General features: G+C 72.8%; 9 protein-coding genes and 1 pseudogene. 3 read left to right on the forward strand and 7 right to left on the reverse strand.

The genetic code is table 11. The annotated features are described in order from the left end of the window. Window positions 1–39 precede the first annotated feature (39 nt). On the reverse strand, window positions 40–2,235 hold the full coding sequence (locus ABZ396_RS01450) for an ATP-dependent DNA helicase UvrD2 (RefSeq protein WP_358919259.1): 2,196 nt from the start codon (window positions 2,233–2,235) through the stop codon (window positions 40–42). A gap of 178 nt (window positions 2,236–2,413) precedes the next feature. Here ABZ396_RS01450 and ABZ396_RS01455 point away from each other — a divergent pair, with 178 nt between their 5' ends. After that, window positions 2,414–2,671, forward strand: a complete 258-nt coding sequence (locus ABZ396_RS01455) for a mycoredoxin (protein WP_358919261.1) — start codon at window positions 2,414–2,416, stop codon at window positions 2,669–2,671. Between the two features lie 62 nt (window positions 2,672–2,733). Then, a pseudogene (locus ABZ396_RS01460) lies at window positions 2,734–2,853 on the forward strand (NrdH-redoxin); the annotation flags it as partial. A gap of 41 nt (window positions 2,854–2,894) precedes the next feature. Here the strand turns inward: ABZ396_RS01460 and ABZ396_RS01465 are convergent. The 6 genes from ABZ396_RS01465 to ABZ396_RS01490 form a co-directional block, all read right to left on the reverse strand. Next, on the reverse strand, window positions 2,895–3,518 hold the full coding sequence (locus ABZ396_RS01465) for a class I SAM-dependent methyltransferase (RefSeq protein ID WP_358919263.1): 624 nt from the start codon (window positions 3,516–3,518) through the stop codon (window positions 2,895–2,897). 16 nt (window positions 3,519–3,534) lie between these two features. Next, the gene (gene nudC, locus ABZ396_RS01470; RefSeq protein ID WP_358919264.1) at window positions 3,535–4,479 is read right to left on the reverse strand and encodes an NAD(+) diphosphatase; all 945 of its coding nucleotides are present in this window, start codon (window positions 4,477–4,479) and stop codon (window positions 3,535–3,537) included. A gap of 152 nt (window positions 4,480–4,631) precedes the next feature. Further along, entirely contained in the window at window positions 4,632–6,035 is a 1,404-nt protein-coding gene (locus ABZ396_RS01475) for a dipeptidase (protein WP_358919266.1), read from the reverse strand. 10 nt (window positions 6,036–6,045) lie between these two features. Further along, entirely contained in the window at window positions 6,046–9,567 is a 3,522-nt protein-coding gene (locus ABZ396_RS01480) for an ATP-dependent DNA helicase (protein ID WP_358919268.1), read from the reverse strand. A gap of 51 nt (window positions 9,568–9,618) precedes the next feature. Beyond that, window positions 9,619–12,999, reverse strand: a complete 3,381-nt coding sequence (locus tag ABZ396_RS01485) for an ATP-dependent DNA helicase (RefSeq protein WP_358919269.1) — start codon at window positions 12,997–12,999, stop codon at window positions 9,619–9,621. Between the two features lie 266 nt (window positions 13,000–13,265). Continuing rightward, window positions 13,266–13,652 carry an MGMT family protein gene (locus ABZ396_RS01490; RefSeq protein ID WP_358919271.1) on the reverse strand — a complete coding sequence of 129 codons (387 nt, stop codon included), beginning with the start codon at window positions 13,650–13,652 and terminating at the stop codon, window positions 13,266–13,268. A 161-nt stretch (window positions 13,653–13,813) separates the two neighbouring features. Here ABZ396_RS01490 and ABZ396_RS01495 point away from each other — a divergent pair, with 161 nt between their 5' ends. Further along, entirely contained in the window at window positions 13,814–16,657 is a 2,844-nt protein-coding gene (locus ABZ396_RS01495; RefSeq protein WP_358919273.1) for a lysylphosphatidylglycerol synthase domain-containing protein, read from the forward strand. Window positions 16,658–16,873: the final 216 nt, after the last annotated feature.

Below are 16,873 nucleotides of genomic sequence, written 5' to 3' on the forward strand. Positions count from 1 at the left end.
GCCGGGGCATGCGCAAACTATTTTTCCGACCAGTTCGCATCAGTCCCCCCCGGCTTCTCCTGCGGTCTGCTGGCCTGCGCAGATGGCCAGAACATCGGCGCCGTAACGGTTGAGCTTGCGCATGCCGACGCCGGGGATGCGGGCCAGCTCGCGGTCGTCGTCGGGCGCGCTCTCGGCGATGGCCATCAGCGTCCTGTCGGTGAAGACACAGAAGGCGGGCTGGCCACTGAGCCGGGCCTGGTCCGCGCGCCACTCCCGCAGCCGCTCGTAGAGGCCCTCGTCCATGTCGGAGGGGCAGCCGTCGCAGCGCATCAGCTTCATCTCGCCGGCGTCGGTGAGAGTGCGTCCGCAGACCCGGCAGCGGGCGGGGGTGCGCTGGGTGCGCCGGGGTGCGGCCGCGGGGCCGACGGTGAAGCCGCGTTCGACACCTCCGGTGCCGGCGCCGGAGCCGCGGCCGACGGTGCCGGTGGAGCCGGGGCGCAGGCCGTCCAGGAAATGGCTGGGCCTGCGGTTCGGGCGGCCGCCGGGGGTGCGGGAGAGGGACCAGGAGACATGGAGCCGTTCTCTGGCGCGGGTCACGCCGACATAGAGGAGACGGCGTTCCTCCTCGATCTGCTCGTCGGTCTTCGCATAGGTGATCGGCATCATGCCCTCGGCGACACCGACCAGGAAGACGACGTCCCACTCCAGGCCCTTCGCCGAGTGCAGGGAGGCGAGGGTGACGCCCTGGACGGTCGGGGCGTGCTGGGCCCCCGCACGTTCGTCGAGTTCCGCGACGAAGTCGGCGAGGGTGGCGGTGGCGCGGGCGGCGGCGACGTCGTGCGCCAGGTTGACCAGGGCGGCCAGCGACTCCCAGCGCTCCCGGACCGCGCCGGAGCCGGCCGGCGGCTCGGTGGTCCAGCCCTCCCCGGACAGGACCGCGCGCACCTGGGAGGCCAGGTCCACGGTGTCGTCGAGCAGTGCGTCATTGCCGCCGAAGCGGGCCGCGGCGCGCAGGGCGACGCCCGCCTTGCGCACCTCGGGCCGGTCGAAGAACCGCTCCGCACCGCGCAGCTGGTAGGGCACCCCGGCGTCGGCGAGTGCCTGCTCATAGGTCTCGGACTGGGAGTTGGTCCGGAACAGGATGGCGATCTCGGCGGCCGGGACGCCGGCGTCGACGAGCTCGCGGATACGGCGGGCGGCGCCCTCGGCCTCGGCGGGCTCGTCGGCGTACTCGGTGTAGACGGGCTCGGGTCCTGCGGGACGCTGGGAGATCAGCTCCAGGCGGTGGTCGGCGGCTCGGCCGTGGGCCTGGGCCAGCAGGCCGTTGGCGAGGTGGACGACCTGGGGTGTGGAGCGGTAGTCCCGGACCAGCTTGACGACGGTGGCCCCGGGGTGGCGGGTGCGGAAGTCGAGCAGATGGTCGGGCGTTGCTCCTGTGAACGAGTAGATGGTCTGACTGGCGTCGCCGACGACGCACAGGCTGTCACGGTCGCCGAGCCACAGTTCCAGCAGGCGCTGCTGGAGGGGGCTGACGTCCTGGTACTCGTCGACGACGAAGTGCTGGTATTGGGCGCGGACCTGCTCCGCGATGTCGTGCCGGTCCTGCAGGATCGCGACGGTGAGCAGCAGGACGTCCTCGAAGTCGATGACCGCGCGGTCACGCTTGAGGCCCTCGTAGACCGAGTAGATCTGGGCGATCTCGGCCGGGTCGCGTGGTGCCTCGCGGCCCGCCTTCACTGCGGCGGGCGGATAGTCGGCGGGAACGGTCTGGGTGACCTTGGACCACTCGATCTCGGCGGTGACGTCCCGCAGCTCCCCACGGTCGAGGCGGATGCGGCAGGCGGCTGCCGCATCCGCGACCAACTGGACCTTGCGGTCGACGAGCCGGGGCAGCGAGCCACCGATCGCTTTCGGCCAGAAGAACTGGAGCTGGCGCAGCGCGGCCGAGTGGAAGGTGCGGGCCTGCACCCCCTGGGCGCCGAGCTGGCGCAACCGGCCGCGCATCTCCCCGGCGGCGCGGTTGGTGAAGGTGACGGCGAGCACGCTGGACGGCTGGAGAATGCCGGCCCGCACCCCGTAGGCGATCCGGTGGGTGATCGCCCGGGTCTTGCCGGTACCGGCTCCGGCCAGCACGCACACCGGGCCGTGCAGGGCGGTCGCCACCGCACGCTGCTCGGGGTCGAGCCCTTCGAGCACCGCGTCGGCAGAGTCCGGTACCTGTGGGAAGAGGGAGGAGCGCGTTGCTGCTGTCACACGGCCATGCTGCCAGGTCGCCGGAGACTGCTGTGCCGGTTGTCCACAGGCGGGCCCGCGCAGTCGTACTAATGCGGCAGGCGCCGCGCAGGGCCCGTGCTGCGGGAATGGCGGATGGACCGCATGCGTTCCTCCCCTGGACGAACTTCCCCTAGCTGCCAGAAGGAGCGCGAGCGAGATGCAGGGCACTGTGACGATGTACAGCACCACGTGGTGCGGCTACTGCCGCCGGCTGAAGAGCCAGATGGACCGCGAGGGCATCGCGTACACCGAGATCAACATCGAGCAGGACCCGAAGTCGGCCGCGTTCGTGGAGAAGGCGAACGGCGGAAACCAGACAGTCCCGACGGTTCTGGTAGTTCCCGCCAACGGTGGTGACGAGGTTGTCATGACGAACCCGAGTCTTGCCCAGGTGAAGCAGGCTCTCGCGGTCTGACGCTCTCCAGCGCTTCGCCCCCTCCGGTCAAGGTCACCGGAGGGGGCGCTCTGTATGCAGGTCCCCTGGCCGCCTCCACTCTGGAGGGAACTCTACAGACCGTGCCCAGGGTGCTCTTCGCCGACGGCTCGACGCTGACGAACCCCTCGCTGGCCCAGGTCAAGCAGAAGGTCGGCGCGTAGTTTTCTTCGCATTCCTCGCGCAAGGCGGTCCCTGATCCGGTTCAGGGACCGCCTTCGCGTGTGTCACCCGGCTTGTCCCACACCAGGGTGTAACGCCACAGCAGCCGGCGCCGGTATCTGCGTCCGGGGAGCAGGTGCGCGGTGGCCCGCCGGACCTCCCGCCAGTTCATGATCGGGTCCTCGACGGGCATACCGGACGGACCCCTCTCGCCGCCGCGTCTGCGTGCGCGCAGCAGCAGGGTCACGGGGACCCCGCAGCCGCTGATCACCCGGTCCAGGAGGGTGCGGTTGTGCGCCATGCCGACGATGACCAGCCGGCCGCCGGGCGCGAGCAGCCCCGTCAGCCGGTCGATCGCGTCGTCGAAGGGGACGTGGTGGATGACGGCGACCGCGCTGACGAAGTCGTAGCTCCCCTCGTCGAGGAGCGCGCCGTCGAGATAGTCGCCGTCCAGGAAGGTGACGTTTCCCGTGTCCCGCTTGTGCGCCAGCCGGATCATCTCCGGTGACCGGTCCACGCCGGTCACCGACTCCGCCCTGGCCGCGAGCTTGGCGGCCAGCAGGCCGTCGCCGCAGCCGACGTCGAGGGCGGCACGGCAGCCGTGCGGTACGGCGTCCAGCACCACGGGGTGGTAGTGGACGTTGTGGTTCCAGTAGGTGTCGCTCATCGCCCGGGTCGCCGTCTCAGACGAAGCTCCTGGTGGGCAGGGGCTTGCCGTACCACATCTCGATCAGGCGGGCCGCGATGGAGATCCCGTACGGCGGCAGGACGTCGCCTGAGTCGAAGGCGGCGCCCAGTTCGTCGCGGGAGAACCAGCGGGCCTCGTGGATCTCGTCGCCGTCGACGTTGATCTCGGTCGAGGTCGCGCGGGCCATGAAGCCGAGCATGAGGCTGGACGGGAACGGCCAGGGCTGGCTGGCGACGTACTCGACGGGGCCGACGGTGATCCCGGCCTCCTCGAAGACCTCCCGGCGCACCGCCTGCTCGGTGGACTCGCCGGGCTCGACGAAGCCGGCGAGCGTGGAGAAGCGGCCCTCGGGCCAGTGGACCTGTCGGCCGAGCAGGATGCGGTCGTCCTCGTCGGTGACGGCCATGATCACGGCGGGGTCGGTGCGCGGGTAGTGCTCGGCGCCGCAGGCGGGGCAGCGGCGGATGTGGCCGGCGGCGGCGATGACCGTGCGCTCGCCGCAGCGTGAGCAGAAGCGGTGGGTGCGCTGCCAGTTCTCCAGCCCGACCGCGTGCACCATCAGGCCCGCGTCGCGAGGCGACAGCAGCAGCCCCGCCTCGCGCAGGCCGGCGGGGCGCGCGGACTGGTCGATACGGCCGGGCAGGGCGTCCTTCTGGAGTGCGAAGTAGCTGACGCCGTCCTCGTCGGTGCCCAGGAAGTAGCGGTGGGCTTCGGTGAGGGGGGCCTCGAATGAGGGGGTCATGACGAGCTCGGTGCGGCCGTCGGGCGTCTCGTCGATGAGGACCTGGCCGCCGGAGACCACGAAGCAGCGGGTGTCGGGGTGGCTCCACGCCGCCGCGAGCCAGGCCTCGTCGAGCCGGTGGTGGGCAGCGCGGTCGATGCCGCTCGGGGCGGTGAGCGAGACGGGTCGGTCGGCGGTGTGGTCGGTCCAGGTGGTCACGGGTGCTTCCAACTCCCCCAGTGCAACGGATGTTTCAGCGGGCGGTTCGGCGGGACGAAGGGTGGGAGGAGGCCGGGTCGGGGGGCGGGACGGGCGGGGCGGCCCTTCCAGTGTGCCCCGCGCGCGGTGCCGCTCCGGACGGCGCGGAGGGGTCAGGGGGCATGGCGCCAGTTCTCGGCCAGGTCACCCCACAGGTAGGCGCTGGTCTCGACGCCCTTGAGGAGGAGGTCCAGCTCGACCTTCTCGTTCGGGGCGTGCCAGCCGTCGGAGGGGATGGAGATGCCCAGGAAGAGGACGGGTGCGCCGAGGACGTCCTGGAGGTCCGCGGCGGGCCCCGAGCCACCCGAACGGGTGAACCGGACCGGTCCCTCGAAGGCGCGGCCCATGGCGCGGGCCAGCGATTGCAGGCCTGGGTGGTCGAGCGGGGTCAGACAGGGGCGCGTGGCCGGCAGGAAGGTGATCTCGGCGCGGATGCCGGTGGGGATCCGCTCGGTGGCCCAGGCGCGGACGGCCTTCTCGATGTGGTCGGGCTCCTGACCGGCGACCAGCCGGAACGACAGCTTGAGCATGGCCGAGGACGGGATGATCGTCTTGCTGCCGGGGCCCTGGTAGCCGCCGCCGATGCCGTTGACCTCGGCGGTGGGGCGCGCCCAGACGCGCTCCAGGGTGGTGTGCCCGGCCTCGCCCTCGGTGGCGTACGAATGCGCTTCGCGCAGCCAGCTCTCCTCGTCGAACGGCAGCTCGGCCCACAGCTGCCGCTCGCGGTCGCTGAGTTCGACGATGCCGTCGTAGAAGCCGGGGATCGCCACGCGTGCGTGCTCGTCGTGCAGGGCGGCGACCAGGCGGGCCGCGACGGTGGCCGGGTTGGGGACGGCACCGCCGAAGGCGCCGGAGTGGATGTCCTGGTCGGGGCCGTGCAGGACGATCTCGCACTCGGCGAGCCCGCGCATGCCGGTGCACACGGTGGGGGTGTCCTCGGACCACATGCCGGTGTCGGAGACGATCACGGCGTCGGCGGCGAGCCGGTCCGTGTGGTGTTCGAGGAGCGCCCGGAAGTGCGGGGAGCCGGACTCCTCCTCGCCCTCGATCAGCAGCTTCAGGTTGACGGCGGGTGCGGTGCGGGCGGTGGCGGCGAGGTGGGCGCGGACGCCGAGTGTGTGGAAGAACACCTGGCCCTTGTCGTCTGCCGCCCCGCGCGCGTAGAGGCGGCTGTCCCGGACGACCGGCTCGAAGGGGCCGCTGTCCCAGCCGTCCTCACGGGCGGCGGGCTGCACGTCGTGGTGGCCGTAGACGAGGACCGTGGGTGCCTCGGGGTCGGCCGCAGGCCACTCGGCGAAGACGGCCGGGGCGCCGGGCGTCTCCCAGACCTCGGCGGTCGGGAAGCCGGTCTCCTTGAGCTTGGCGGCGAGCCAGTCGGCGCTGCGGCGGACATCGGGGGCGTGCTGGGGCTGGGCCGACACGGACGGGATGCGCAGCCACTCGGCAAGGTCGTCGAGGAAGGCGGCACGGTGCTGCTCGATGTACGTACGGACAGCGCTGTCCGGGGTCTGGCTCATGGTCACGAGCCTATCGGCCCGCACGGACATCCTCGGCGGGCGGTTCGTCACACTCGGCTCGTCCGACGATCAGCCTTTCCAGGGCGGCCCGGTCCGGCAGCCCGTCCGGCCGTTCCACCTCACCGGTACGGACGTGCACGAACGCGGCCGTGACCGACTCGGGTGGCACGCCGTGCTGCTCGGCCCAGCCGATCCGGTAGATCGCGAGCTGGAGCGGGTCGGCGGCCCGGGTACGGCTGGTCTTCCAGTCGACGATCTCGTACGTCGCCTCGTCGCCGTGTCCGGTCCTGTATACGGCGTCGATACGGCCCCGTACGACCCGGCCGGCGAGGGCGAGCTGGAAGGGGGCCTCCACGCGGTAGGGCGTGCGATGGGCGTACTCGGTGCGTTCGAAGGCGTCCTTGAGGGCTTCGAGGTCGCGTTCGTCGGCGATCTCCGCGTCGCTTCCGGGCAGCTCGTCGGGCTCCAGCATGGGCAGGGTGAGCTCTTCGAAGCGCGCCTCGACCCAGGCGTGGAAGCGGGTGCCCCGGCGTGCGGCCGGTTGCGGAGGGCGTGGCATGGGGCGCGCGAGTTCCTGCGCGAGCCCGTCCGGGTCCTCGGCCAGCCGCATCAGCTGGGTGGCGGAGAGCGTGGCCGGCAGGGGCACGTCGGTGACGCTGCGGCGGGCGCGCAGCAGCTCGCCGGTGAGGGCGTCGAGGTCGCGGTCCCAGGAGGCGATGGCGCGGGCTTCCTCGGGGGTGAGAGTGGGGCCCTCGGGCTCCGGCACGCGTGCGTGTTCCGTTTCTGGGGCGCCTTCCTGCTCCGGCATGTGCGAGGGCGGGCGCTCGGCGGGCGTGGCCTGGTGCGGGACCGTGGGACGGCCGGCGCTCCAGGACGCCCAGTCGGCGGAGTCCTCGTCCGGGAAGTCGTCCTCGTGGGGGTCGGGTTCCTCGGGTTCCTCGGGTTCCTCGTCGTCGGGTGGCGGGGGCCACTCCGGGTCCTCGTGGGTGGCGGGGTCGTGACCGGCCGCTGGATGGCCGTCCTCCCCTGCGGTGAGCCCGTTCAGGTAGGCGAGGACCGTCTCGGCGGCCGCGCGGCGGCGGGCCAGCGCGGCCTCGTCCAGGGGGAGCGGCCACACCTGGTCGGCGCTCGCCGTGTGCAGGGCCGGGTTCTCCTCGTCCGCCTCCGGTTCGTCGGCCCAGACCTCGATCTCGCCGTGTCCGGTGGCGCAGTGGTCGTACAGGGCCTGGAGGAAGTCGGAAGGGCCGCGCGGTTTCTTCTGGCTGGGGCCCCACCAGTGGCCGGAACCGAGGAGCAGGGAGCGGGGGCGGGTGAAGGTGACGTAACCGAGGCGGAGTTCCTCGGTGTGCTGGTGGTCCTTCATGGCCTCGTGGAAGGCCTTCATGCCCCGTGAGTCCCAGGCCTCGACGTCGGGCAGGGTGTCGGTGTCGCCGCGCAGGGCGTGTGGGAGGACCTTGGCCTGGGCGGTCCACTTCTCACGGCCCTGGCTGCTCGGGAAGGTGCCCTTGACCAGCCCGGGAACGACGACGACGTCCCACTCCAGGCCCTTGGACCGGTGCGCGGTCAGCACCTTGACGGTGTTCTCGCCGCCGGGCAGGGCGTTGTCGAGGCCCTTCTCGTACTGGGCGGCGGTGCGCAGGAAGCCGAGGAAGGCGAGCAGGGTCGCCTCCTGGTCGCCGGCCGCGAAGGAGGCGGCGACGTCCAGGAAGTTGGAGAGCGTCTCGCGGCGGCGGGCGGCCAGCGCGTGCGGGGACGCGGACAGTTCCACCTCCAGGCCGGTGACCGCGAGGACGCGGTGCAGGACGTCCATCAGCGGGTCGGACAGGGAGCGGCGCAGCTCGCGCAGTTCGGTGGCCAGGCGGGCGAAGCGCACGCGCGCGTCCGGCGAGAACGGCAGGCCGTCGTCCTCCTGCTCGGTGTCGAGCGGCAGCTCCAGGAAGGTGTCCAGGGCGTCCGCGAGCGATATCACCTCGGCGGGGTCGATCCCCTCGACGGCCGCGGCGAGCCTGCGGTCCGGGTCGTCGGCGTCGCCCACGCGCGCGTGGGACACCAGCAGCCGGGCGCGACGGCCGAGGAGGGCGAGGTCGCGGGGGCCGATGCGCCAGCGCGGGCCGGTCAGCAGCCGCACCAGGGAGGCGTTGGCGCCGGGGTCCTGGAGGACCTCGCAGACGGCGACGAGATCGGCGACCTCGGGCAGGTGCAGCAGCCCGGAGAGGCCGACCACCTCGACCGGGACGTCGCGCGCGACGAGGGCCCCCTGGATCTCCGCGAAGTCGGTCGCCGTACGGCACAGGACCGCGATCTCGCCGGGTGCCGTGCCGGTGCGGACGAGGTGGGCGACGGAGTCGGCGATCCAGTGCATCTCGTCGGCGTGGGTGCGCAGCAGAGCGCAGCGGACCATGCCGTCGAGTTCCGCGCCCGGCGCCGGGCGGAGGGCCGCCACGCCCGCGTGCATGGCGCGCAGCGGCTCGGCGAGGCCGTTGGCGAGGTCGAGCAGGCGGCCGCCGCTGCGGCGGTTCTCGCTGAGCGCCTGGCGGGTGGCGGGACTCCCGTCGGCGTGCGCGAAGTGCTCGGGGAAGTCGTCCAGGTTGGCGACGGAGGCACCGCGCCAGCCGTAGATGGCCTGGCAGGGGTCGCCGACGGCGGTCACGGGGTGGCCGGTGCCGCCGCCGAACAGGCCTGCCAGGAGGACTCGTTGGGCCACCGAGGTGTCCTGGTACTCGTCGAGGAGTACGACACGGAACTCGTTGCGCAGCAGCCGGCCCACCTCGGGGATGCCGGCCAGCGTCGCGGACAGCGCGATCTGGTCGCCGAAGTCGAGCAGATCCCGCTCGCGCTTGGCGGTCCGGTAGCGCAGGACGAGCTCGGCCAGTTCGCGGCGGGCGGCGGCCGTCTCGGGGACCTTGCGCAGGTCGGCGTTGCTGAGCTTGACGGCCGCGAGGGTGTTCAGCAGTCCGGCGTCCCAGGCCCGCAGGTCCTCGGGGCGTACGAGGTGTTCGGCGAGTTCGGAGTCGAGCGTGAGCAGGTCGCTGATCAGGTCGGCGAAGGAGCGGGTGAGGGCCGGGTAGGGGCCGGGCGCCTCGCGCAGCACGCGCGCGGCGAGCTGGTAGCGGGTGGCGTCGGCGAGCAGCCGGGAGGCCGGCTCCAGGCCGATGCGCAGGCCGTGGTCGGTCAGCAGGCGGCCCGCGAAGGCGTGGTACGTCGAGATGGCCGGCTCGCCGGGCGGGTTGTCCGGGTCGATGACGTCGGGGTCGGTGACGCCCGCCTTGACGAGCGCCTTGCGGACGCGTTCGGCGAGTTCGCCCGCCGCCTTGTTGGTGAAGGTCAGACCGAGGACCTGCTCCGGGGCCACCTGTCCGGTGCCGACCAGCCAGACGACGCGGGCCGCCATCACCGTCGTCTTGCCCGACCCGGCTCCGGCCACGATCACCTGCGGGGCGGGCGACGCGACGATGCAGGCCGTCTGCTCCTGGGTGAACGGGATGCCGAGGAGCTCTTTGAGCTGCTCGGGGTCGGTGATACGGGCGGGCATGTCGTCGAGGCTAACGGTGACCACTGACAACGGTGGGACGGGCGTCGTACGTCACTCGACCACGTGACGCCCCTCGGGGCGCGCGCTGCACGACGCCCGGAAGGCGCAGTGCGTGCAGTGCTGGCCGGTGGTCGGTGTGAAGCGTTCGTCGAGGACCTTGCCGGCGGCGGTGGCCAGCAGTTCGCCGACCCACTCCCCCTCCAGCGGCTCCTGGGCCTGCACCTTGGGCAGGGTCTCGCCGCCGTCGCGCTGGGCGGCGCCCTGCCGGAGGTGGACCAGTTCGGCGCCGCCGGCCTCGGGGCGTACGCCGTCGAAGGCGTCGTCCACGGCGCCCTCGCGGACCGCGAGCTGGTAGACGGCGAGCTGCGGATGGCGGGTCACCTCGGCCGCGCTCGGGACCTGCTTGCCGGTCTTGAAGTCGACGACGTACGCACGGCCCTCGCCGTCCGTCTCCACGCGGTCCATCTGGCCACGGATGCGCACCTCGTAGTCGCCCGCTTCGAGGCTGACGTCGAAGTCCTGCTCGCTGGCCACCGGAGTGCGTGCGGTGCGGTCCAGGACGTGCCACTTCAGGAACCGTTCGAGCGCCACGCGCGCGTTGTCCTTCTCCTGGGCCGATTTCCAGGGGGCGTCGAAGGCGAGCGCGTTCCACACCGACTCCAGGCGCTCCATGAGGACGGCGAGGTCGGCGGGGGTGCGTCCGGAGGCGACCTCGTCGGCCAGGACGTGCACGACGTTGCCGAAGCCCTGGGCGGTGGTGGCGGGCGCGTCGGCCTTCACCTCGCGGCCCAGGAACCACTGCAGGCTGCAGGTGTTGGCAAGCTGGTCCAGGGCGCTGCCGGAGAGCACGACGGGCTGGTCGCGGTCGCGCAGCGGCACCTTGCTCTCGGTCGGCTCGAACATGCCCCACCAGCGGTAGGGGTGGGCGGAGGGCACCAGAGGGCGGCCGTCCTCGTCGGCGAGCGCGGCCAGCCGTGCCAGACGCCGGGCGGCGGCCTCCCGCAGCGTGTCGGACGCGCGCGGGTCGACCGTGGTCGCGCGCAATTCGGCGACCAGGGCGGCCACGGAGAGCGGGCGGCGGGGCCGCCCGGTGACGTCCTGGGGTTCGGCGCCCAGTTCGGTGAGGAACCGGGAGGGCTGGTCGCCGTCGTCCGCGGGGGCCTTCACTGCGGTGACGACGAGGCGTTCACGCGCGCGCGTGGCGGCGACGTAGAACAGGCGGCGCTCCTCCGCGAGAAGCGCGCCCGGGGTGAGCGGTTCGGCGAGTCCGTCGCGGCCGATACGGTCCGCCTCCAGGAGCGAGCCACGGCGTCGCAGGTCGGGCCACAGGCCCTCCTGGACGCCGGCGACGACGACCAGGCGCCACTCCAGGCCCTTGGAGCGGTGCGCGGTCAGCAGGCGGACGGCGTCGGGGCGTACCGCACGCCCGGCGAGGGTGTCGGCGGCGATGTCCTCGGCCTCGATCTCCGCCAGGAAGTTGAGCGCGCCCCGGCCGCCGCTGCGCTCCTCCGCGCGGGCGGCAGTGGCGAACAGGGCGCACACGGCGTCCAGGTCACGGTCGGCGTTGCGGCCGGCCGCGCCGCCGCGCCGCGCGGTGCGCTCCAGGCGCGAGGGCCAGGGAGTGCCGTTCCACAGGTCCCACAGCGCCTCCTCGGCCGTACCGCCGCCAGCCAGGCGCTCCCGGGCCTTCCTGAGCAGCGCGCCGAGCCGCTGCGCCCCGCGCGCGTACCCGGGGTCGTGGACGGCCAGGCGCTCGGGTTCGGCGAGCGCCCGCGCGAGCAGCTCGTCCGAGGGGGGCGGAAGCGCGTTGCCGGCCGCCCGCTCCTCGTCCCGCAGGGCGCGGCCGAGGCGGCGCAGGTCGGCCGCGTCCATGCCGGCGAGGGGGGAGGTCAGCAGGGTGAGCGCGGTCTCGGTGCTGAGCCAGCAGGGGGTTTCCGCGGTGCCGTCCTCCGCACTGGCGTGTGCGTCCGCATCCGGGAGTGCGTCCCCACCGCTGGGTGCGTCCGCGTTGGCGTCTGCGTCCGCACCGGGGTGTGCCGCTTCCGCCTGCGCCACCGCCCTGAGTGCCGTCAGCAGGGGCGCCACCGCCGGTTCGTGGCGCAGCGGAACGTCGTCGCCGTCGATGTCCAGGGGTACGCCGGCCGCGGTGAGGGCGCGGCGGACCGTTGGGATGGTCCTGGACCCGGCGCGCACCAGAACGGCCATGTCGCTCCAGCGCACGCCATCCTCCAGGTGCGCGCGCCGGAGGATGTCGGCGATGTTGTCGAGCTCGGTGCCGGGCGTCGGGTACGTGTAGACCTCGACGCTGCCGCCGTCCCGCGCGGCGGCCAGTTCGCGGTGGGCGCGCACCTTGTGGGCGGGCAGCCGGGTCAGCGGCATCCGCTGGGTCAGCAGGCGGGTCGCGGCCAGCAGTCCGGCGCCGGAGCGGCGGGAGGTTCGCAGTACCTCGACGGGGGCGGGACGGCCGTCCACGCGCGCGAAGGCCGACGGGAAGTCCAGGATGCCGTTCACGTCGGCGCCCCGGAACGTGTAGATCGACTGGTCCGGGTCGCCGAACGCGACCAGCGTGCGCCCGCCGCCGGCCAGGGCGTCCAGCAGCCGCACCTGGGCCGGGTCGGTGTCCTGGTATTCGTCGACGTACACGGCGTCGTAGCGGCCTGCCAGGTCCAGGGAGACCTCGGGACGCTGGGCGAGCAGCACCGCGCGGTGTACGAGTTCGGCGTAGTCGAGGACGCCCTGGAGGTCGAGGACGTCGAGGTACTCGGCGAGGAAGGCGGCCGCGGCCCGCCAGTCGGGGCGGCCGATACGGCGGGCGAAGGCGTCCAGGGCGGCCGGGTCCAGGCCCAGTTCGCGGCTGCGGGCGAGAACCGCGCGGACCTCGTCGGCGAAACCCCTGGTGGTCAGGCAGGCGCGCAGTTCGTCCGGCCAGCGCACCGGGTCGAGCCCGAGCCGCTCCAGCTCGGCCTGGCCGGCCAGCAGTTCGCGGACGGTGACGTCCTGCTCGGGTCCGGACAGCAGCCGCAGCGGGTCGACAAAGAGGCCGCTGTCCTGATGGGCACGGACCAGGGCGTAGCAGTACGAGTGGAAGGTGGTCGCCCGGGGCGCGCGGGCCGCTCCGACGCGCAGGGCCATGCGGTCACGCAGTTGGACGGCGGCCTTGCGGCTGAAGGTCAGCACCAGGATCCGCTCGGGGTCTCCGCCACGCGCGATCCGCGCGGCCACCGACTCCACGAGGGTGGTGGTCTTCCCGGTGCCGGGACCAGCGAGGACGAGCAGCGGGCCGGCCCCGTGGTCAACCACGGCGCGCTGTGCGGCGTCCAGACGAGGGGGATCCGCGTCGGCCGGCGGAGTACGCACCAGTCGGTAAGCGCCACGGGTTCCCTGTCGCACCTGGAGGTGCGACAGGCGTCTGGTGGAGGAAGAGGAGCTCACGTGGTTCGCCGGTCCTGGTGGGTGTGCTGGTTGGCTCGCGGTCGCGCGGGCAGTGTGGTGGCCGCGGGATGAGCGGGACGCGCGCAGCCGACGCTACGCCGACGAACCGGACGGAAGCAGAGCTTCCGCTTCTTCCCATCCGCCTCGTGCGGCACTCAGGGCACGCGCGCCCCACACGCCACGAACGTACGTCATGCCACGGATGTCCCCGGTGTCCCTCGAACGGGCCACAGGTTCCCCCTGGGGGCCTCGGATGGCGGAAGCTGTCAGGTGTGAGCCCCCGTGTCCGCACCGCCGTCCCACCGCGCCCGCTTCATGTCGAGCCGCGGCAGATGGCCGTCCGCGGCCCTGCCGGCCTCCTTCAGCGCAGTGCCCTCGGCGCGGTAGTGGTCCAGGGCCCTCAGTTCGTGCCCCGGCAGCAGCACCCCGTCGGCGCGCACCACACGCCACCACGGGGCGACGCCGCCGTAGAGGGACATCACCCGCCCCACCTGGCGCGGCCCGCCCTCCTCCAGCCACTCCGCGACGTCGCCGTACGTCATCACCCGCCCGGGCGGGATCCGCTCGGCGACCTCCAGGACCCGCTCGGCGTACTCGGGCAGCTCGTCCGCGTACCCCTCCCCGGTGTCCTCGGGAAGGCTCTGCTCGCTCATTCGCCCCATCCTGCCGCACCCCACCGACAACCCGCGCGGTACGCGTCAGGCCTCCGTCTCGCCCTCGGGCGGCGCTTGGGGCAGACTGTGCGCCCCCGCATCTGCACCCTGATGCCGTCGTGTGTCGGTGGGGCATGCCACCATCGTGCGGGCGGTGACTGGTGATACGAGATCAAGAAGAGACGACCGAGCAGCAGGGCGTGCACCCCGACGGAGCGGCGGGCACCTCTGGCGCCGCCGCACGCCCGAACGCGGCGGAATCCGGCACCGCACGACCGGAGTCCTCCCGTCCGGAGTCCACACGACCGGAGCCCGACCGACCCGAGGCCGCAGGACCGGAGTCCGCACACGCGGACGTCGTGGAGCCGGACGCCGGGCACCCGGCCCCCGCCGCCGACCCCGACGCCCCCAAGGCGGAACACGTGCCGGACGAAACACACACGGACGAGGTGGAAGGCGACGAACCGCTGCTCCCCGCGCGCGTGCACCGCCCCTCCGACCTCATGCGCCTCCTGGTCGGCGTGCTCGCCATCGCCGTGCTGCTCGGCATCGCCGCGTTCGCGCACGGCACCACCTCCGGGCTCGAACAGGACATCAACAAGGGCACCGGACAGGCCCCCGACCTGCTGATCAGGATCGCCGGACTGGCGTCCAGCATCGCGATCCTGCTGGTGCCCGTCGCCTTCGCGATCGAGCGGCTGATCAAACGGGACGGACTGCGCATCGCCGACGGCGTGCTGGCGGCCGTCCTCGCCCACGGCGTGACCCTCGCCACCGACCTGTGGGTCGCGCGTGCCGCCCCGGGCTCCATCCAGGAGGCGCTCACCCAGCCCTCCCCCGGTGACATCCACGCCCTCACCGACCCGGTGCACGGCTATCTCGCTCCCGTCATCGCCTATATGACGGCCGTCGGCATGTCCCGGCGGCCGAGATGGCGCGCGGTCCTGTGGATCGTGCTGCTGCTCGACGCGTTCTCCATGCTCGTCACCGGCTACACGACACCCTTCTCGATCATCCTCACCGTGCTGATCGGCTGGACCGTCGCCTACGGCACGCTCTACGCGGTCGGCTCCCCCAACGTCCGCCCCACCGGTCGGACCCTGCTGGCGGGTCTGCGGCACGTCGGCTTCCACCCGGTCGGCGCGGCCCGCGAGGAGGCCCTGGACTCCGAGAACGGCGACCGGGGCCGGCGCTACTTCGTCACCCTGGAGGACGGCCCGCCGCTGGATGTCACGGTCGTCGACCGGGAACAGCAGGCCCAGGGCTTCTTCTACCGCGCGTGGCGCAACCTGACCCTGCGCGGCTTCGCCACCCGCTCCAGCCTCCAGTCGCTGCGCCAGGCCCTGGAGCAGGAGGCGCTGCTGGCCTACGCGGCGATCGCGGCCGGCGCCAACGCGCCCAAGCTGATCGCCACCTCCGAGCTGGGCCCGGACGCCGTGATGCTCGTCTACGAGCACACCGGCGGCCGCACGCTCGACTCACTGGCCGACGAGGACATCACCGACGAACTGCTGCGCAACACCTGGCAACAGGCGCAGGCGTTGCAGTCGCGCAGGATCGCGCACCGCAGGCTGGCGGGTGACGCCATCCTGGTGGATCGTTCCGGCAAGGTGATCCTCACGGACCTGCGCGGCGGCGAGATCGCGGCCGGTGAACTGCTGCTGCGCATGGACATCGCCCAACTGGTCACCACGCTCGGTCTGCGGGTGGGCGCCGAGCGGGCGGTGGCCTCGGCGGTCGGCGTCCTCGGGCCCGACGCCGTCGCCGACTGTCTGCCGATGCTCCAGCCGATCGCACTCACGCGCTCCACGCGCGCGACGCTGCGAAGGCTGGCCAGAGAACGCGCCCAGCGCGAGCGCGACGCGGTCCTGGGGGCGTCCCGGCAGGCCAAGCAGGCCCGCGCGGAGGAAGCCGAGAAGCCCGACAAGAAGACGGTGCGCGCCGAGCAGCGGGCCGAGAAGCGGGCCCTGGACGAGGCACTGGAGGAGGCCCGCGAGGAGGACCTGCTCACCCAGATCCGGCACCAGGTGCTGAAGATCAGGCCGCAGGCCCCCGTCGAGCCGGCCCGCCTGGAGCGGGTGCGGCCGCGCACGCTGATCAGCCTCATCGCCGGCGCGATCGGCGCCTACTACCTGCTGACCCAGCTCACCCACATCGAGTTCGGCCCCCTGATCGCGAACGCCCAGTGGGGCTGGGTGATCGCCGCGGTGCTGTTCTCGGCGCTCAGCTATGTCGCCGCCGCGATGGCGCTGCTCGGGTTCGTGCCCGAGCGGGTGCCGTTCCTGCGGACCGTGGCGGCGCAGGTCGCCGGGTCGTTCGTGAAGATCGTGGCGCCCGCGGCGGTCGGCGGTGTCGCCCTCAACACGCGCTTCCTGCAGCGCGCGGGTGTGCGCCCCGGGCTCGCGGTGGCGAGCGTCGGTGCCTCGCAACTGTTCGGGCTCGGCTGCCACATCCTGATGCTGCTGTCCTTCGGCTATCTGACCGGGACCGAGAAGACCCCGTCGCTGTCGCCGTCCCGTACCGTCATCGCGGGCCTGCTGACCGTCGCCGTACTGGTCCTCGTGGTGACCTCGGTGCCGTTCCTGCGGAAATTCGTCGCCACTCGCGTGCGGTCGCTCTTCGCGGGTGTCGTGCCGCGCATGCTGGATGTGCTCCAGCGGCCGCAGAAACTCGTCACCGGCATCGGCGGCATGCTGCTGCTCACCGCCTGCTTCGTGATGTGCCTGGACGCCTCCATCCGCGCGTTCGGCGACGAGTCGACCTCGCTGAGCATCGCCAGCGTCGCGGTCGTCTTCCTCGCCGGAAACGCGCTCGGCTCCGCGGCGCCGACCCCGGGCGGTGTCGGCGCGGTCGAGGCGACCCTGACCGTCGGCCTGATCGCAGTCGGCCTTCCCAAGGAGGTCGCGGCCCCAGCCGTCCTGTTGTACCGGCTGCTGACCCTGTGGCTGCCGGTCCTGCCCGGGTGGCTGGCCTTCAACCACCTGTCCCGCAAGGGAGCGCTCTAGGCACGGCGCCGATGCCGTGGGCGCGAGGCGCACCGGCTCGGGAACGCGCTCCGACCCGTAGGAGATGGCTCCAAGCGGGTGCGCTCCGGCTCATAGGGATGCGCTTCGGCTCGTAGGGGAACGCGTTGTCGCTCGTACGGGACGCGGCACGCCTCGTGGGCGAGGTGCCACGGGCCGTACCGGGTCGTACCTCGTACGGCTCGTACCTCGTACGGC

It is taken from the genome of Streptomyces sp. NPDC005866 (assembly GCF_040629895.1).
GTDB lineage: Bacteria > Actinomycetota > Actinomycetes > Streptomycetales > Streptomycetaceae > Streptomyces.